We start from the raw sequence: 17364 nt of genomic DNA, 5'->3' as shown, positions 1-17364 counted from the left end.
TCGGATGAAAAAGGAGCGTTACGATGAAAAAACGTACTGTTAATGAAGCGGGAGGGAGTGTACCACAACCAATCCGCAGCGATGGAGCAGGTGCGATTGATTCTGGACCACGTAATGTTATGCGGGATATTCAAAATCCGAATATGCTCGTTCCACCTATAACTGATGCTGGATTAGTTCCTAACTTGAAGTTTTCATTCTCAGATACTTCTATGATTTTAAAACAAGGCGGGTGGTCTCGGGAGATTACGGTTAGGGAACTGCCGGTTTCGACTACAATTGCTGGGGTAAATATGAGTTTAACGGCCGGAGGAATACGTGAACTTCATTGGCATAAAGAGGCAGAGTGGGCGTATATGCTTTTAGGACGGGCACGAATAACGGCAGTTGATCAAGATGGGCGAAATTTCATTGCTGACGTTGGCCCGGGTGATCTTTGGTACTTCCCGCCTGGCATTCCGCATTCCATTCAAGGGCTGGAACATTGTGAATTTCTACTTGTTTTCGATGATGGACATTTTTCTGATCTTTCCACTTTAGCTATTTCCGACTGGTTTGCACATACGCCAAAAGAGGTTCTGTCTGCTAACTTCGGCGTACCAGAAAGTGCTTTTACTTCTATCCCTTCAGATCAAGTTTATATTTATCAAGGAGAGGTGCCAGGCTCGCTTGAAAGTCAGGAAGTTCAGTCACCAAAAGGCGAAGTTCCTTTAACATTTAAACACGAACTATTAAAACAAAAACCGATTAAGACCCCTGGTGGTAGTGTCCGAATTGTAGATTCTACAAATTTTCCTATTTCAAAAACAATTGCAGCAGCACTTGTTGAGATTGAGCCTGGAGGAATGAGAGAACTTCATTGGCATCCGAACAATGACGAGTGGCAATATTATTTGACGGGGCAAGGGAGAATGACTGTGTTTCTTGGAAATGGTATAGCTCGTACATTTGATTATAGAGCTGGGGATGTCGGATATGTACCGTTTGCGACGGGACATTATGTTCAAAATACAGGTGATGAAACATTATGGTTTTTAGAGATGTTCAGAAGCAATCGCTTTGAAGATGTATCGTTAAATCAATGGATGGCACTAACTCCTAAAGAAATAGTGGAGAGTAATGTACATGTTGGCCCGCAATTGATGGATTCTTTGCGCAAGGAAAAGTGGCCTGTTGTGAAGTATCCGGGATTTTCATATAATCCGAAAACGGATGGATAAAGATGGATATGTGCGCTGTTCTTTCTATAGAAGTATAGGAAGGGATAGCGTTTTTGTTTATGTGAGTAAATTGAAAAAAATTTCCCTACACTAGCTGTTCTTTCCACTCAAATTGTGTACTATAAAGAATAGACGGGAAGGGGATATATAGAATGGAATTTCATGAACAAAAGATTTTGCCGGCAGTGAGGCAAATTAAAGATTTGGAAAAGCTATTACATAGTTCGTATGAGTATATTGTTATTTTAGATATTCATGTCGGGCAATTGAAGAGTGTTGTGTCACTTGCGAAGCAGCATAATAAAAAGGTATTTTTACATGTTGATTTGATCCATGGATTACAAAGTGATGGGCATGCGACGGAGTTTTTATGCCAAGAATATAAACCATACGGGTTATTATCGACAAAGGCGAGCGTAATTATGAAGGCGAAGCAAAAGGGTGTTGTCGCAATTCAGCGCATCTTTTTAATTGATTCTAGTGCGATGGAAAAGAGCTGTAATTTGCTAGAAAAAACGAAGCCGAATTATATAGAGGTACTTCCTGGAGCGTTAACGGATGTGATTGCTGAAGTGAAAGAGCGTACTGGTGTGCCGATTTTGGCGGGTGGTTTCATTCGTACTGTCGGTGATGTGGAAAGAGCGTTAAATGCTGGTGCGACAGCGATTACGACATCGAAGAAAGAACTATGGAAACATTACCAAAAAAAGTGACGGAAATGTGAAAAAATTCTGTTGACACCGCTTTCACGAGAGGTTAACATTATAGACAAGTTAATAAACGTGACGGAGAAAAGAAGAGATCCACATTTTATTGTTTCTATATACTTTTATATAGAAGCATGTAAGCTGTGGGTCTTTTTCTTTTGAAAAAAACGAATGGCCATTCATTTTACTTCTATCACATTTGAAAATGTTTAAATTGATTGCGGAGGGATACTATGTCAGCATTTTTAGGAGAGTTAATAGGGACTGCGTTGTTAATCTTACTTGGTGGCGGCGTTTGCGCTGGTGTAAGTTTAAAGAAGTCGTTTGCAAAAGATTCTGGTTGGATTGTTATTACAATGGGCTGGGGCTTAGCGGTAGCGGTAGCAGCGTATGCAGTTGGATCAATTAGTGGGGCACATTTGAATCCAGCTTTAACGATAGGACTTGCTTTTAAGGGAGCGTTCCCGTGGAGTGACGTACCAATGTACATCGCAGCACAAATGATTGGGGCAATTATCGGGGCAGTTCTTGTATATTTACATTACTTACCACACTGGAAAGAAACAGAAGATCCAGGAACAAAGTTAGGTGTATTTGCAACAGGTCCAGCAATTCCGAACACATTTGCAAACCTTTTGAGTGAAATGATTGGAACATTCGTTTTAGTATTTGGTATATTAGCAATTGGAGCAAATAAATTTGCAGATGGTTTAAATCCATTTATCGTAGGTTTCTTAATTGTAAGTATTGGTTTATCATTAGGTGGAACAACAGGATACGCAATTAACCCGGCTCGTGATTTAGGTCCGCGTATTGCGCACTTCTTCCTTCCGATTGCAGGAAAAGGCGGTTCAAACTGGAAGTATGCATGGATTCCAGTAGTAGGTCCGATTTTAGGTGGATCGCTTGCAGGTTTATTCCATCAAGTTGTATTTGAAGGAAAACAAAATGCAGCACTTATTTATGTGATTATTGCAACTGTGATTGTACTAGCAATCTCTTATATGACAAGTAAAAAAAGCGAAAGTAATACAAATAGTAGAAAAGTAGCATAAGGGGGAAACCGATATGAAAAAATATATTCTTTCATTAGACCAAGGAACAACAAGCTCACGTGCAATTCTATTCAATAAAAAAGGTGAAATTGTTCATTCAGCTCAAAAAGAGTTTACACAACATTTTCCAAAGCCAGGTTGGGTAGAGCATAACGCACAAGAGATTTGGGGATCTATTTTAGCAGTTATCGCAACTTGCTTGAGCGAAGCGGATGTAAAACCAGAACAAATCGCTGGTATTGGTATTACGAACCAACGTGAAACAGCGGTTGTATGGGATAAAGAGACTGGCAAACCAATTTATAACGCAATCGTATGGCAATCTCGTCAAACAGTTGAAATTTGTGATGAGTTAAAAGAAAAAGGTTATAGCGAAATGGTTCGCGAAAAAACAGGTCTTTTAATTGATGCATACTTCTCTGGTACGAAAGTAAAATGGATTTTAGATAATGTTGAAGGTGCTAGAGAAAAAGCGGAAAACGGCGAGCTGTTATTCGGAACGATTGATACGTGGCTTGTATGGAAACTATCTGGTGGTAAAGCGCACGTAACAGATTACTCAAACGCATCACGTACATTAATGTTTAACATTCACGACTTACAGTGGGATGATGAGCTTCTAGATATGTTATCAGTACCAAAGAGCATGCTTCCAGAAGTACGTCCATCATCTGAAATATATGGAGAAACAGTTGATTATCACTTCTTCGGCAAAAATGTACCGATTGCAGGTGTAGCTGGTGACCAACAAGCGGCATTATTCGGACAAGCTTGTTTCGGTGAAGGTATGGCGAAGAACACTTACGGAACTGGTTGCTTCATGTTAATGAACACAGGCGAAAAAGCAGTTGCTTCTGAGCATGGCCTATTAACAACAATTGCATGGGGTTTAGATGGTAAAGTAAACTACGCATTAGAAGGAAGTATTTTCGTAGCAGGTTCTGCAATTCAGTGGTTACGCGATGGAATGCGCATGTTTAAAGATGCAAGTGAGAGTGAAGTATACGCATCACGCGTTGAATCAACTGAGGGCGTATATGTTGTACCAGCATTCGTAGGTTTAGGTACACCGTACTGGGATAGTGAAGTACGCGGCGCTATGTTTGGTGTAACACGCGGTACGACGAAAGAGCATTTCATTCGTGCAACGCTAGAATCTTTAGCTTACCAAACGAAAGACGTATTATGCGCGATGGAAGCAGATTCAGGTATTGAACTGAACACATTACGTGTTGATGGTGGTGCAGTTAAGAATAACTTCTTAATGCAGTTCCAAAGCGATATGTTAGACGTTCCTGTAGAGCGTCCGGTAATCAACGAAACGACAGCTTTAGGTGCAGCGTATTTAGCTGGTCTTGCGGTTGGCTATTGGAAAAACCAAGACGAAATTAAAGAACAGTGGCATATGGATAAACGCTTTACACCAGCAATGGAAGCGGAAACAAGCGAAGAGTTATATGCTGGCTGGAAAAAGGCAATTGCAGCAACTAAAGCTTTCAAATAATCATAAACAGTGTTATAATGATGACAAGTTAATAATTCGGTAGGAGATTTGGAGAGACCACAACGCGCTATAGAGGCGAAATCTATAGCGGAGTTTGTGGTCTCTTTTTTCGTTATCAAAGGGAGGAATTACCATGAAATTTTCAAGTAAACAACGTAAAGACGTATTAAACGAAGTAAATAAGCAAGAGTTAGATGTGATCGTAATTGGTGGAGGTATTACTGGTTCTGGTATTGCATTAGATGGGGCAACACGTGGTTTATCAACAATTGTGTTTGAAATGCAGGACTTTGCAGCAGGTACATCAAGTCGTTCAACGAAACTTGTACACGGTGGTCTACGTTATTTAAAACAACTTGAAGTGAAAATGGTAGCAGAGGTGGGGAAAGAGCGTGCAATCGTATATGAGAACGGTCCCCATGTAACAACACCAGAGTGGATGTTACTTCCGTTCCATACAGGCGGTACGTTCGGATCATTCAGTACATCAATTGGTCTTCGTGTATACGACTTCTTAGCAGGCGTAAAACGAAGCGAGCGCAGAAAGATGTTTAACCGTGAAGAAACATTAAACAAAGAGCCTCTTGTGAAAAAAGAAGGATTAAAAGGCGGCGGTTACTACGTAGAATATCGTACAGATGATGCGCGTCTTACAATTGAAGTAATGAAAGAAGCAATTGAGCATGGTGCAAAAGCTGTTAACTACGCAAAAGTAGACAGTTTCTTATATAAAGATGGAAAAGTATGCGGAGTACGTGTAATCGATTTACTAGACGGAGAAGTATACGAAGTTTACGGTAAGAAAATTGTAAACGCAGCTGGCCCTTGGGTAGATACACTTCGTGAAAAAGATAATTCGAAAAAAGGGAAAGTACTTCAGTTATCAAAAGGTGTTCACTTAGTAATTGATCAAAAACGTTTCCCATTAGGCCAAGCAATTTACTTCGATACACCAGACAAACGTATGGTGTTCGCGATTCCGCGCGGCGGGAAAACGTACGTAGGTACAACAGATACGTTCTATGATAAAGACGCAGCTGTACCACACATGACAACAGAAGATCGCACATATATCATTAATGCGATTAACTACATGTTCCCAAGTGTAAAAATTACGGAGAAAGACGTTGAATCAAGCTGGGCTGGTGTACGTCCGTTAATTTATGAAGAAGGTAAAAATGCATCTGAAATTTCTCGTAAAGACGAAATTTGGACTTCTGAATCTGGTTTAATTACAATCGCAGGTGGTAAATTAACAGGATACCGCAAAATGGCTGAAATGGTAGTAGACTACGTAACGAATTTACTACAAAAAGAAGGACATAGCGCATATCCGAAGAGCGACACAAAACATATGCCAATCTCTGGTGGACATGTAAGTGGTTCACACGGATTCCCAGCATTCGTTGCGAAAAAAGCAGACGAAGGTACGAAATCTGGTTTAACGAAAGCACAAGCAGAAGAATTCGCGAAGTTCTACGGTTCTAACGTTGACGTACTATTCGACTTAGCGAAAAAACATAAAAACGAAGCGAAAGAATACAACATGCCGCTTGACGTTCTAATCCCGCTTGTATACGCAATGGATTACGAAATGACAGCAAAACCAGTTGACTTCTTCGTACGCCGCCGAGGCGCTGTATTCTTCAACATTCACTGGGTATACGAGTGGAAAGAAGCAGTAATCAACTACATGGCTGCGAAACTAGGCTGGAGCAAAGAAGAGCAAATGAAATACACAGCTGAACTAGAAAAAGCATTAACAGACGCTGTCATTCCTGTAGATCAACAAGAGCAGGCAGCTGCGTTAGCGTAAGAAAGAAAACCACCTGAAGGGGAGCCTTTAGGTGGTTTTTTTATGGGCTATTCAGATGTTTGTGAATTCATTATATGACGTTTCTAGGGTGGGGCGTTGAATCATAGTAATCCTAATATGGGCAGATGAAAATCAAACAAAATCGTTATTAAAATTAAAAAAGCAGTTAGCTTTTGCTAGCTGCTTCACTCCCTGGAGAGTGCCCGTTATATAATTTAGATAAAGATACTAGCTATTAAAAATACAGCTCCTATCAAAATTAAAGAATCAAATAAAATCAAGAACTGGCTTCTCTGCGGCTTTCGAAATTCCTTAATTAAGCTAAAAACCGCACTCATTCCGAAACAGATGTATAACAAAATCATTATTGTTTCTGACACAATTAACACTCCTAATATATTGATAATTTAATTATACAACGAAAAACAGATGCATGTAAGTTTTTGACAAAATCCTTATTTAGAGTGATTTTATAAATAGAATTTAATAAAAAAATCCCTGTCCTTAATAAGGACAGGGAAATGGTATAACAGCTTTCAGGAAGCTTATATTTAATATACTAAAAGAGTAAAAAAATGTATTTATGTAAAATTTGGTAATTGGTGTTGGTGAAATGAAAACAAAATCGTTATTGGAGAGAAAGGAAGAATAATGTGATATTCCACGAGGTAAATTCGATATAATTGCGGAAGCGATGGCAAATGAACCACAATTTACAGATAATCTACTTAATTTTACGAATGATCACTTTGAAACATTTGCAGACAACTACTGGGACGGATTTTAAAACAAAGATGCTAATTTAGTAGGAAGAGGAGGAGATGAAGCGAAGAGCTAGACTATGATGACGTGTATAAAACTTGAAATAAAGGTTTAACAAAACGGTATGGACATTACCATCCGTATTTTTTTATGTATTTATAAAACTTTTCCATAGAGTGCGTCGTCTAATATATGGGAAGGAGGAAATGATGTGGATGAATTAACAGTAGAGATGTTTGAAATAGAAGATAAGGAGGACCTTATCGATGAAATAATGAACAAGTATGGACAAGAGGTCTTACAACTTGTGTATTCATATGTGAATAATAAAGAGATTGCGGAGGATTTAACGCAAGATATATTTGTTAAATGCTATAAGTCTCTTCATACATATAAAGGAAAATCGAATGTGAAAACGTGGTTGTGGAGAATCGCGATTAATCATTGTAAGGATTATATAAAAAGTTGGTACAACAAAAAGGTAATCGTTACAGAGGATGAATTTACGTATATCGGGAGTCAAAAAGAAAGTGTTGAACAAACTGTTATTCAAAATGCAGAGGATAATAGGCTTGCTTCTGCAGTAATGAGTTTGCCGATAAAATATCGAGAAGTCATTTATCTATTTTATTATGAAGAGTTATCAATTAAAGAGATTGCGATTGTAATAGAAGTGAAGGAAAATACGATAAAAACGAGGATGAAAAAAGCGAAGGAGCTTTTGAAGAAAGGATTGGAGGAATAATCAAATGGAAGATCGATTAAAAGGCCTGCGAAAATCAATGGAGAATACAACGTTTAAACATTTGCGTTTTTCTGATCAGCACCGGAAGCAGGTACGCGAAAAAATCAATGCATCAAAAGAAAAGGAAGAAGATATCTCTTTAGCGGTGCTGCAACTTCTTATGAATGAAAAAACAGGGTACGAACTGGCGCAACTATTACGAGGGAGAGGAATTCAAAAATTCGAAGGGAATGAAGGTTTTTTATACACCTTATTACATCGATTAGAACAGAACCGTTTTATCCAATCTAGCTGGGATCATTCAGGAGCGAAATATTATCAATTAAGTGATAAAGGAAGAAAAATGTTACGCAAAGCGGAGAAAGATTCTACAAAAGCACGATTTATATTAAAAGGCTTAGTACAGGAGTGAGAAAAAATTGAACAAAAAAGGGGAGCGTTTTGTAAGCGAAGTTACCAATCATATTAAATCAAAAGAAGCAAAGAGCTTTGTGGCAACTGAACTAGATTTTCACATGAAACAGGCGAAGAATATGTGGATGGAAAAAGGGTTAAGTGAGGAAGTTGCTGAAGATAAAGCTGTTGAACAAATGGGAAGTCCGGTCAAACTTGGGCAAGAACTTAACAAACTTCATAAGCCAAAGGTTGATTGGTTTTTGCTTATTTTATTAGTGGCTGCTATGGGGTTAGGTTTTTTACCGATAATTGCTCTTGGGCATACGAATGATTTACTAATGAACAAAGTAATTTTTGTTATTCTCGGCATTGTAACAGCTGTTGGTATGATGCTACTTGATTATCGGAAGTTAGAGAAAATGGGAGGGCTGTTTTATACAATCGGAGTACTCATTCTGTTAATGATAAAGTATTTTTCAAATGATTCAATGAATGGAGAAGCGTTAATCAAAATTGGTCCTATTGCCATTGGATGTTTAATGGCAGTACCATTCTTTCTATTAGCCTGGGCTTCTTTTTTCAATAACGGTAGGTTAAAGATTAGGCATCTTCTGATTTTATATTTATTTTCTTTGTATTTATTTTTAACTGTATCGGTTCTTTCGCCAATTTTTATCTATATCACGATGGTATTCGTTATGCTTTGGTGGAGTAAGTTAGGGAAGAAAACGGCATTGATTATTACAAGTGTACCAATTTGTTTATTTGTTATCAGAGTGTTCTATTCCTGGTCCTCGGTAAAAGAATACCGAATGGCTAGAATTTTAGGGTACATAAATCCAGAACAAGATGCAGGTGGCGCAGGGTTTATTTACATTCGTTTAAAAGAGATAATGTCGTCGGCAGATTGGTTTGGTACATATGGAAATATAAAGTCTATCCCTGCTGCCCATACTGATTTTGTATTCGCGAGTTTGACTTACTATTATGGATATGTACTTGCGCTGCTTCTTGTCTTGATTCTTTCTCTTTTTGCAGTGAGAATAATGACCATATCGTATAAAATAAATGATGGTTATGGTAAATTGCTACTCGTTGGTGGAGTAACTCTTTTTGTAGTCCAGTTTATTTATAACGTTGGCATGATTCTAGGCTTATTGCCGATTGCTTCTATATCATTACCTTTTATTAGCTACGGATTGATACCAACTCTATTTCATGCATTTATAATGGGGATTGTGCTGAGTGTATATCGACGTAAAGATATGTCGTTTAGAATGAGAAAAACACCTTGATACTTATATAAGCTGTATATAAAAAAATCATTATTATGATTAAGTACAAACGTAAATAGATAGTAGAAGAGGGGTATGATAAATAACCCTCTTTTCGTGTTTAAATAAGTGCACTCGCTTTAATAGAAGTACATAATTCAGAACGAGAAAGTGTTTCGATTAATTGTTGTAAATAGGAGTATTCTTCCGCATCTTTTTCGGAAGTGTTAGGATCCAATAAAGGTGAAGAGAGAAGTACATCAAGCGTAAGTATGCCTGCATCATGAGAGATGATGTTATAACCTGCAAATACCGGTCGTTTTAAGTCTTTTACTTTTTGAATCATCTGATGGAATTTCGTAACACTTATATTGATATGGGCTAATGGAAAGCATTTTTGGTTAGGATTCTCGATGGTTTTTCTAATTTTATAGTCATATACGTAATAGTACTTTTCTTGTTCTTCTAGTTCTTGTAACTTTCTCGTTAATAAGTGGTATTTGTCTGTAAGTCCAGTTGTGAGTGTATCGTTTTCTTCGCCAACTAATAAAGTGAATGGTCTTGGTGATGAAATTGAAATGGTGCGGACGTTTAGGTTAGTAAAAGTGGGATTAGATTGTAAAATAGTATGTAATTTTTGGTCAGGAAACACGCCATCATAAATGGCGATGAAATAATGATTCATCTTTTCACTCCTTAACTTTTTCTAAAATGATATATTCTATTTTTTAGTTGTAAGTCCTGCATAAAAAAGAAACACCTTGATTTATATCAAGGTGTAATAAGTTCAAAACTCTCCAAATCAGCCCCGGTTACAAAAGGACTAACCTCGCCAACGCTATACATATGCAACTCATGCATTGCACGCGTACAAGCAGTGTAAAACAGTCTACGAACGCTCTCATCGCTGTACACATCTTTAGAAACATCGTAAATAATAACAGCGTCAAATTCGATACCCTTCGCTAAATAAGCAGGGATCACGACAATGCCTTGCTCATACTCGGCTGAGTTACTTTTCACAAGTTTAATATTCTCGATATGGCTAAGTGCCTCGTATGCAGCGGCGCTTTCAGCTGCGGATTTACATATAATTGCGATCGTATTGTGCTGTTGTTTTTGTAGTTCTGCGACTTTGGCACTGATCTGGTCATGCAGTTCATTGTAATCAGAAACGCTAGTCAATGTAGGTTTCTCACCGTCACGTTCAAATGCGTTGATTTTCTTTCCTTCTGGTACGAGATTTCGTGTGAATTCAATAATCGGTTTTGTTGAGCGATAGCTACGAGTTAAGTTAATGCCGTTTGTTTCGTCTGGACCGTATAAATTCGTAAGTGTATTGAAATCAACTGTTTCACTTGCATGAGCGAATATCGCTTGGTTGAAGTCTCCGAGTACCGTCATTTTTGCGGCAGGGAAGAGACGTTTTAAAAACTCGAATTGAAACGGAGAGTAATCTTGCGCTTCGTCGACGAGTACGTGTTTAATCAATCTGTTCGTTTGGAAGCCTTCAATTAACTCTTTTAAAAGTAAAAATGGAGTCGCATCCTCGTAATATAGCTTTCCTTCCTCTAACATGTTTACGGTTAGTGAACAAATGTCGTCCCATTCTTTCGGTTTTTCTCCAGTAACCCATGATGCATCTGTGAAGAGTTGTTTATATATTCCTGTGAAATTGATGAAACGCAATGTTTGAACGCCTTTACGAAGCGGCTTCAATTTTTTGCGGACAATCATTCGTCCGAGTACTTTCGTTTCTTGCTCATAATCATTAAAGGAATTGTCGTCAAACTCGCCTTTTTTCTGCAAGTATTTATAAGCTTTTTGATATTCATCTTTACTAAGTAGTTCAATTTCTTCTTCTACCCAAGGCTTTTTCAGTTCTGTTTTTTCAAGTTCATCTATTTGTTTATTTAGCCAATCTGTTAACTTCTCAATTCGGCTATGGAAGCGGAGGGAGGAGTCGGTATTGTAAAATTGTTCTGTAATTTGTTTAGCAGAGACAATTGGTTTTCCTCTAAATTTCATTCCTCTAAATAACATGCCTGAAGATTCAAGAGATTGTCTGTACGCTCTAATCATCTCAAAAAATTGAGTAGATGCTTTAAAGCGAATGCTCGCATTTCTCGTTTTATAGGCAGGACTATTCGTTTCAGTTAGCATATATTCTAATTGCTCGTAAGGATCTTCCACATCAAATGACTTACTCAGTCTATGGTTTAAATATTCCTGGAATGTCACTTGTTGCATATTCTCTTCACCTAGTTCTGGTAATACGTTAGAAACGTAGCTATTGAACATGGAGTTAGGGGAGAAGAGAATAATTTGGTCTGCTTTTAACCATTCGCGATATTTATATAGTAAATAGGCGATTCGTTGCAGAGCAGCCGACGTTTTACCACTACCAGCAGCTCCTTGCACGATAAGTAGTCGTCCTTCATCGTGCCTTATAATTTCATTTTGCTCACGCTGGATAGTCGCAACGATGCTTTGCATATGTTTGTTTGTACCTTTTCCGAGCGCTTGTTGTAGGATTTCGTCTCCAATTGTAAGGCTCGTGTCGAACATAGAATCAATCACGCCGCCTTGAATAATATATTGTAATTTTTTTTCTACCGTTCCGTTAATGACACCACCTGGCGTATTATATTTAGCTGGCCCTGGTGGATAGTCATAGTAGACACTTGAAATAGGTGCACGCCAATCGTATATGAGAAAGTTTTCGCCGCTTGCATCGGTAAGGGTAGCGACACCGATATAAATTTGCTCTGCGGCAGGATCGCCTTCTTCTGTAAAATCAATGCGTCCGAAGTAAGGTGCTTTATGCATACGTTTTAGTGCAGCAAGTCGATTGAAAGTGTGCTTATGTGTAATTTGTGTTACAGCGAGTGACTGAGCTTGTTGTCTTAAATTGATAACCGTTTCAAGATAATCATCAAAAGTATCAGTATTAACTTTCACATCATCCCAGAAATGTTTACGGATGTTGATTACTTCTGCTCGGCGTCTGCCAGTTTCATTTTCCAACTTATCAATTTGTTCTGTAATCGTTTCGATTACGGTATCCAATCGTTTTTGCTCTAAATCAAGTTTTTTATTCATATACGTAAGCACTCCTTTAAAAGTGAAAAATAGAGGTTGACTGAAAATAGATTTTGTTGTACAATTAAGATACGGATAAATACGTTATTTATATCTTGATAAATGTGTTTCTGTACTAATTTAACATAGTTTTTGAATTTAATCAATAATGATGAGATAAACCTTGGTTCCGTGCTGCGCGAATCGAGGTTTTTTTGTGTTGAATGGAATAAGGGCGAGGGGTATATCACTTTATCGATAAACAAAAATGAAATGATGCTGTAATCAGTGGGGAAGACACTACTAAATAATAGCTGTATCTTTGAAATAAAGTTTGATTAAAAGTATGCTACAATCCAGTGTTTTATAACAAATAGAAAGCAGCTATTTTGAAAAATAGATTGATAATTTTTTTTCATTTCCGTACACCTTTTTAGCATATATTCTTGCCAAACTGTGTGAAATTATCCTACGCGTTAGTTCAGTAGGGCGTATGCTATGAAATAGGTCTTTACGTTAACTATTTTTTAATGTAGATGTTCGTTCCCGTTGCAATATTTATATAACGATCTAAAGAGGGGAGAGTCTTGCTGCTGCTACCTAAAATAACTTAATTAATGCAAAATAAAAAAGCTTGGGGTATCCCAAGCTTTTTTCACTTCATTATTTCTTTTCTTCTTTTTTAGCGTCAGCTTTTGGCTCTTCGAAAAGATCTTTTAAATCTTTATCGTCAACTTTTACGTCAGCTTTTTTGATTTCTTTCATCATAAGATCGTTCATAAATTGTGCATCTTGCTTTTTCTTCTGAACTAATTCTTTTTTGATGTCAGCTTTTGATTGATCGAATGATTTTTCTGGTTCTTTAATGTCTGTTACTTTAATGATGTGGTAACCGAATTGTGATTTTACAGGTTCGCTTACTTCATCTTTTTTCATTTTATAAGCAGCATCTTCGAATTCTTTAACCATTTGACCTGGTCCGAAGAATCCTAGGTCTCCGCCTTTTTCTTTTGAACCAGTATCTTCAGAGTATTGTTTTGCTAACTCTTCGAAAGATTTACCTTGTCCAAGTTCTTCTTTAACCTTTTTCGCAGTCTCTTCATCTTTTACAAGAATGTGGCTTGCTTTAATTTGAGGCTTGTAGTTGTCTTTTAGTTCTTTATCAGTGATTGTTTTCTCGATAGCTTTTTCTTGAGCTAATTCAGCGCGAACACTATTTTTTAACGTTTCTTCTTTAATACCTTGTTGTTTTAATAGTGTATCGAATTGATCACCGACTTGCTTTTTCATTTCATCGTACTTTTTGTCTACTTCTTTGTCATCAACTTTGTAGTTTTTAATAAGTACTTTTTCCATAACCATGTTATTTAGTACTTGTTTACCAGCTGTTTGCTTCATTTGAGTGTAGAACTCGTCTTTTGTAATGTCACCAGCTTTAGATGTAACAATTTTGTCTGATGATGATGATGTTCCACATGCTGATAAGGCGAATACACTTGTTGCGGCTAAGGCAAGCATAGCTTTCTTCATTCAATAAACACTCCTACTATTATGTATTTTTAATTTATCCTACACCAATGAATTTTGGTTCATAAGAGCCCGATTAAGTCTCACTGATACTTTTGCTTTTGATATTGGTAAAGCGCGCTTAACAGGGCTTACCGAGGCTGAGGATAAAGTTAAGATGCGTGTCATTTATTTCATAGTATAAGCAATATGTACAAAATTTAATATATCATATTTCGACTCGTTTTCCTATTGATAAAGAAATTTTAACCAGTTCGTGTCAGATTTTGAAAGTGTGCCATATTGGGCGAATGTCGCATATACAGAATAGAGGAGGGGGATGGGGATGAATTCTCAACTTATTTTATTACTTGTACTGTTTATTTTATTGGTTATAGTAGGTATAATTTGCTTATAGAGGAAAAAAGTGAGGAAGGGGCTTTCCTTCCTCACTTTCCATGAAATATAATTTCTATATAACTAGAAATTAATAAAATTGTTATACATACATTAATAACCCGAAAGACACCAGGTTGGCGGCTCGCAGATATTTGTTTTCGTTCGCACAGTGTATGTGTCATGAAATTCGTGTAAAATATAACAAGAAGTGCGAATGCGACAAAAACAACGGTTATAAGAGTCATGAGGCGAGACCTCCTTTTGGCTAAAATACATATATATATTGTATCACACGATATTTTGTTCGTGTTACAAAATTCAGAAATAGAAGACTTTGTGTTAGAAAGTGAGGGAGAAAATGGACGTTGTAAGAAGATTAGAACAAGCTGAATATTACGTAGACCTACTATTTAAAATGATTGATGAAGAAAAGTGTCCATTTTATTCTTTGATCATAAAGAAAAAAGCCCGTAAAAAAGATATTGAATGTATACTGAAACTTTGTGAAAACCTGAACGAACAATACGTAGCAGAGAAAGCAGAAGGCCTTTTATTGTTCGATGCGCTGTTAGATCAATTTGAAAAAGCGCTTCCACATCAGCTCGAAGTACACGAAACTGCGGAAGCGCTAGCAAAACAAGGTTTATTTAAGCCACTTATGAATGAATTCTTAAGCATGATTGCGAAAAAATAAATAGATTATTTCTTAACTAACTTCTGATCGGATTCCGTAAAGTTCTCCTCAATACTTTCTAACGATTTCTCAAAAATATCGATGAAGTCTTGTCCGTAAATATTACGCAAGATTGCAATCAGCTCGATATTTTCTGGGAACTTCCCATAAAAATTACGAAGTGCAAGAGCCCCATTAAACACAGAATTATTTTCAGGGTCATACTCCTCCATTAAGCGAAGTAGCAATTCTTCCCCTTTGTCTGTAATTTCAATGTACGTATTTCGTTTATCATCTTCTTTTTTCGAGAATACAAGATAGCCGCGTTCTTCTAGCTTTTTAGAGAAGTTAAACGCCGTTGATACGTGCATAACTCCAAATTTAGCAATCTCAGAAATAGAAGCCCCTTTTAAATGATAAGCGATTGATAAAATGTGATGCTCATTAATGTTCAAATCGTAAGGTTTAATCCACTGTTGCCAATCTTTCTCTACACATTTCCATAATGCTTTTGATAATTGAGCAATGCGTTGGCTGAAAATCATCGCTTCTTTTACCGAGTAATCTTTTTCTCCACTTTTCATTTACTCACCCACTTTAACATTCTTTTTCATTACTATCTATTATGCCAGTAAAATAAAAATTAATAAAGTCTTTTTGTGAGAATTGTGAAAATTTTTTGGAAAAACGATATTCTATACAAATCATGCATAACGATGGAAGCGGTTTATGAGTCTTGAATACATGTGTTGTCCATACGTGTTAGGTGATAACATATATTGTAAATGCATAAAAACACGGCATATCTAAGTGATATGCCGTGTTAAGGTCAATTTATCTAAAAAATATTTGTTATATGCAAAAAACTAAGCAGGAATCTGTTTACGCTTTTTCTGGAACAGCTTCTTGTAGTTTCTCGATTGATTTTTGAATGTCCAAAATTTCTTTCTCGATATGGCGCTTGTTTTGAGAAATATCTTGCTTCCAGTTAGAAAGCGTGTCTTGCATATCGTCTTTTAATTCTTGAAACACTTCTTTACCTTCTGAAGCAGTTTCAACGATTTGACGTTTTAATAATTGTGTATCAGCTGTAATATCAGCTAAAGTCTTTTTCATATCATTTCCTTTTTCTTTCAGCTTACCGCGCATGTCTTTACCAGAAGAAGGAGTTGAGAAAAGAACAGCTAGTCCAGCAACTGCTCCGCCGCAAATGACACCTGTAATAAAGGATTTAGCTTTTGACATAAAAGGAGACCTCCTTATTTTTTGTTCGTATTCATGATGTGAAAAAATATGCATATCTTTAAGACAAGGGAAAGAAAAACGTGCTATATACATTCCCCGGCATCTTGAGTGGAGAAACAAGCCGTGCAATATTTAATCACTTTAGGAAATTGGCTTGTTATGTATTACTTCTTATTATAGTGTCACTATTTCACACTATTTGCAATTGTGCTTGCGATATTTTGTAAGCTTTCCATTGTGTATTCATTTTGGTGTGATTTCCAAACAGCACCGAAACCATCGTTTTCACCGTAGCGTGGAATTAAATGAAGGTGGAAGTGGAACACAGTTTGTCCAGCTTTTTCACCGTTATTGTTAAGTAGGTTAAAGCCAACTGGATTAAACTCTGCTTTGATTGCATTTGCGATTTTCGGAACGACAGCAAAGATGTGAGATGCAATTTCTGGCGTTAACGCAAAAATGTCTTGTTTGTGTACTTTTGGAATGACAAGTGTATGTCCTTTTGTCACTTGACTAATATCTAAAAATGCAAGTACATGTTCATCTTCGTATACTTTTGAGCAAGGGATTTGCCCGTCAATAATTTTACAAAAAATACAATTATCTGCTGTATGATTCATCGATCTCATCCTTTCAAATAGCCTTAGCCGTATTTTACCATAATTACATACGAGAACAAACACGAAAAACAGGAAGCTGACTCAGCTTCCTGTTTTCTGAAGAGGGATTGAAAAAGCATTTTCGTAATTTACGTTTCGCAGACACCTCATTTATTTAAGAAATGCATGGTAAATCGGCTAAAGTTTCTGCCGTAGACACCCCATTTTCAAGTGAAATGAATTGCAATCTTTTTTTAAGGAAATTGTTTATTTTTTAAAACAGTATATGCTCTTTCGGAGACACCCCGTTTCGAAAATGAAACAAATAATCTGGTTATGTGTAAATTTCTTTGTCCAACATGGACACCCCATTTCATGATGG

General features: G+C 37.0%; 16 protein-coding genes. 9 read left to right on the top strand and 7 right to left on the bottom strand.

Going from position 1 to position 17364, the window contains the following annotated elements:
* The first annotated feature begins 23 nt into the window (after positions 1-23).
* The 8 genes from COI75_RS08650 (at position 24) to COI75_RS08605 (ending at position 9500) form a co-directional block, all read left to right on the top strand.
* Positions 24-1220 (top strand): oxalate decarboxylase family bicupin, encoded by a 1197-nt coding sequence (locus COI75_RS08650; protein WP_000747524.1) that lies wholly within the window; start codon positions 24-26, stop codon positions 1218-1220.
* Between the two features lie 152 nt (positions 1221-1372).
* Complete coding sequence (gene glpP, locus COI75_RS08645) at positions 1373-1933, top strand: glycerol uptake operon antiterminator GlpP (RefSeq protein WP_000394291.1); 561 nt, start codon at positions 1373-1375, stop codon at positions 1931-1933.
* Between the two features lie 227 nt (positions 1934-2160).
* Positions 2161-2982, top strand: a complete 822-nt coding sequence (gene glpF / locus COI75_RS08640) for a glycerol uptake facilitator protein GlpF (protein ID WP_001272185.1) — start codon at positions 2161-2163, stop codon at positions 2980-2982.
* A 13-nt stretch (positions 2983-2995) separates the two neighbouring features.
* The gene (gene glpK / locus COI75_RS08635; RefSeq protein ID WP_000759985.1) at positions 2996-4486 is read left to right on the top strand and encodes a glycerol kinase GlpK; all 1491 of its coding nucleotides are present in this window, start codon (positions 2996-2998) and stop codon (positions 4484-4486) included.
* A gap of 133 nt (positions 4487-4619) precedes the next feature.
* Positions 4620-6302, top strand: coding sequence for an aerobic glycerol-3-phosphate dehydrogenase (gene glpD, locus COI75_RS08630; RefSeq protein WP_000672794.1), 1683 nt, complete (start codon positions 4620-4622; stop codon positions 6300-6302).
* A gap of 973 nt (positions 6303-7275) precedes the next feature.
* The gene (locus tag COI75_RS08615; RefSeq protein ID WP_098448315.1) at positions 7276-7809 is read left to right on the top strand and encodes a sigma-70 family RNA polymerase sigma factor; all 534 of its coding nucleotides are present in this window, start codon (positions 7276-7278) and stop codon (positions 7807-7809) included.
* Positions 7810-7813: 4 nt separating this feature from the next.
* Entirely contained in the window at positions 7814-8221 is a 408-nt protein-coding gene (locus COI75_RS08610) for a PadR family transcriptional regulator (protein ID WP_098448314.1), read from the top strand.
* A gap of 7 nt (positions 8222-8228) precedes the next feature.
* Positions 8229-9500, top strand: coding sequence for an FtsW/RodA/SpoVE family cell cycle protein (locus tag COI75_RS08605; RefSeq protein WP_098448313.1), 1272 nt, complete (start codon positions 8229-8231; stop codon positions 9498-9500).
* A gap of 100 nt (positions 9501-9600) precedes the next feature.
* On the opposite strand, the gene COI75_RS08600 is transcribed toward COI75_RS08605, so the two are convergent.
* From COI75_RS08600 to COI75_RS08580, 4 genes are all read right to left on the bottom strand, one after another.
* Positions 9601-10164 (bottom strand): hypothetical protein, encoded by a 564-nt coding sequence (locus COI75_RS08600; RefSeq protein ID WP_098448312.1) that lies wholly within the window; start codon positions 10162-10164, stop codon positions 9601-9603.
* 86 nt (positions 10165-10250) lie between these two features.
* On the bottom strand, positions 10251-12581 hold the full coding sequence (gene helD, locus COI75_RS08595) for an RNA polymerase recycling motor HelD (protein WP_001035424.1): 2331 nt from the start codon (positions 12579-12581) through the stop codon (positions 10251-10253).
* A gap of 642 nt (positions 12582-13223) precedes the next feature.
* Positions 13224-14090 carry a peptidylprolyl isomerase PrsA gene (gene prsA / locus COI75_RS08590; protein ID WP_000710040.1) on the bottom strand — a complete coding sequence of 289 codons (867 nt, stop codon included), beginning with the start codon at positions 14088-14090 and terminating at the stop codon, positions 13224-13226.
* Between the two features lie 425 nt (positions 14091-14515).
* The gene (locus tag COI75_RS08580) at positions 14516-14710 is read right to left on the bottom strand and encodes a hypothetical protein (protein WP_000172692.1); all 195 of its coding nucleotides are present in this window, start codon (positions 14708-14710) and stop codon (positions 14516-14518) included.
* Positions 14711-14823: 113 nt separating this feature from the next.
* Between COI75_RS08580 and COI75_RS08575 the strand changes: the two genes are divergently transcribed.
* Positions 14824-15159, top strand: a complete 336-nt coding sequence (locus COI75_RS08575) for a DUF1878 family protein (protein WP_000383645.1) — start codon at positions 14824-14826, stop codon at positions 15157-15159.
* A 5-nt stretch (positions 15160-15164) separates the two neighbouring features.
* Here COI75_RS08575 and COI75_RS08570 read toward each other — a convergent pair whose 3' ends face one another.
* The 3 genes from COI75_RS08570 to COI75_RS08560 form a co-directional block, all read right to left on the bottom strand.
* Positions 15165-15722, bottom strand: a complete 558-nt coding sequence (locus tag COI75_RS08570) for an HTH-type transcriptional regulator Hpr (protein WP_000834922.1) — start codon at positions 15720-15722, stop codon at positions 15165-15167.
* A 298-nt stretch (positions 15723-16020) separates the two neighbouring features.
* Positions 16021-16383: a YtxH domain-containing protein gene (locus tag COI75_RS08565; protein WP_000030305.1), complete on the bottom strand. Its 363-nt coding sequence runs from the start codon at positions 16381-16383 to the stop codon at positions 16021-16023.
* 185 nt (positions 16384-16568) lie between these two features.
* Positions 16569-17003 (bottom strand): HIT family protein, encoded by a 435-nt coding sequence (locus COI75_RS08560; protein ID WP_001016831.1) that lies wholly within the window; start codon positions 17001-17003, stop codon positions 16569-16571.
* Positions 17004-17364 lie beyond the last annotated feature (361 nt).

The organism is Bacillus cereus (genome assembly GCF_002564555.1).
Taxonomy (GTDB): Bacteria; Bacillota; Bacilli; order Bacillales; family Bacillaceae_G; genus Bacillus_A; species Bacillus_A cereus_K.
This window is presented reverse-complemented; position numbering and strand designations above follow the sequence as displayed.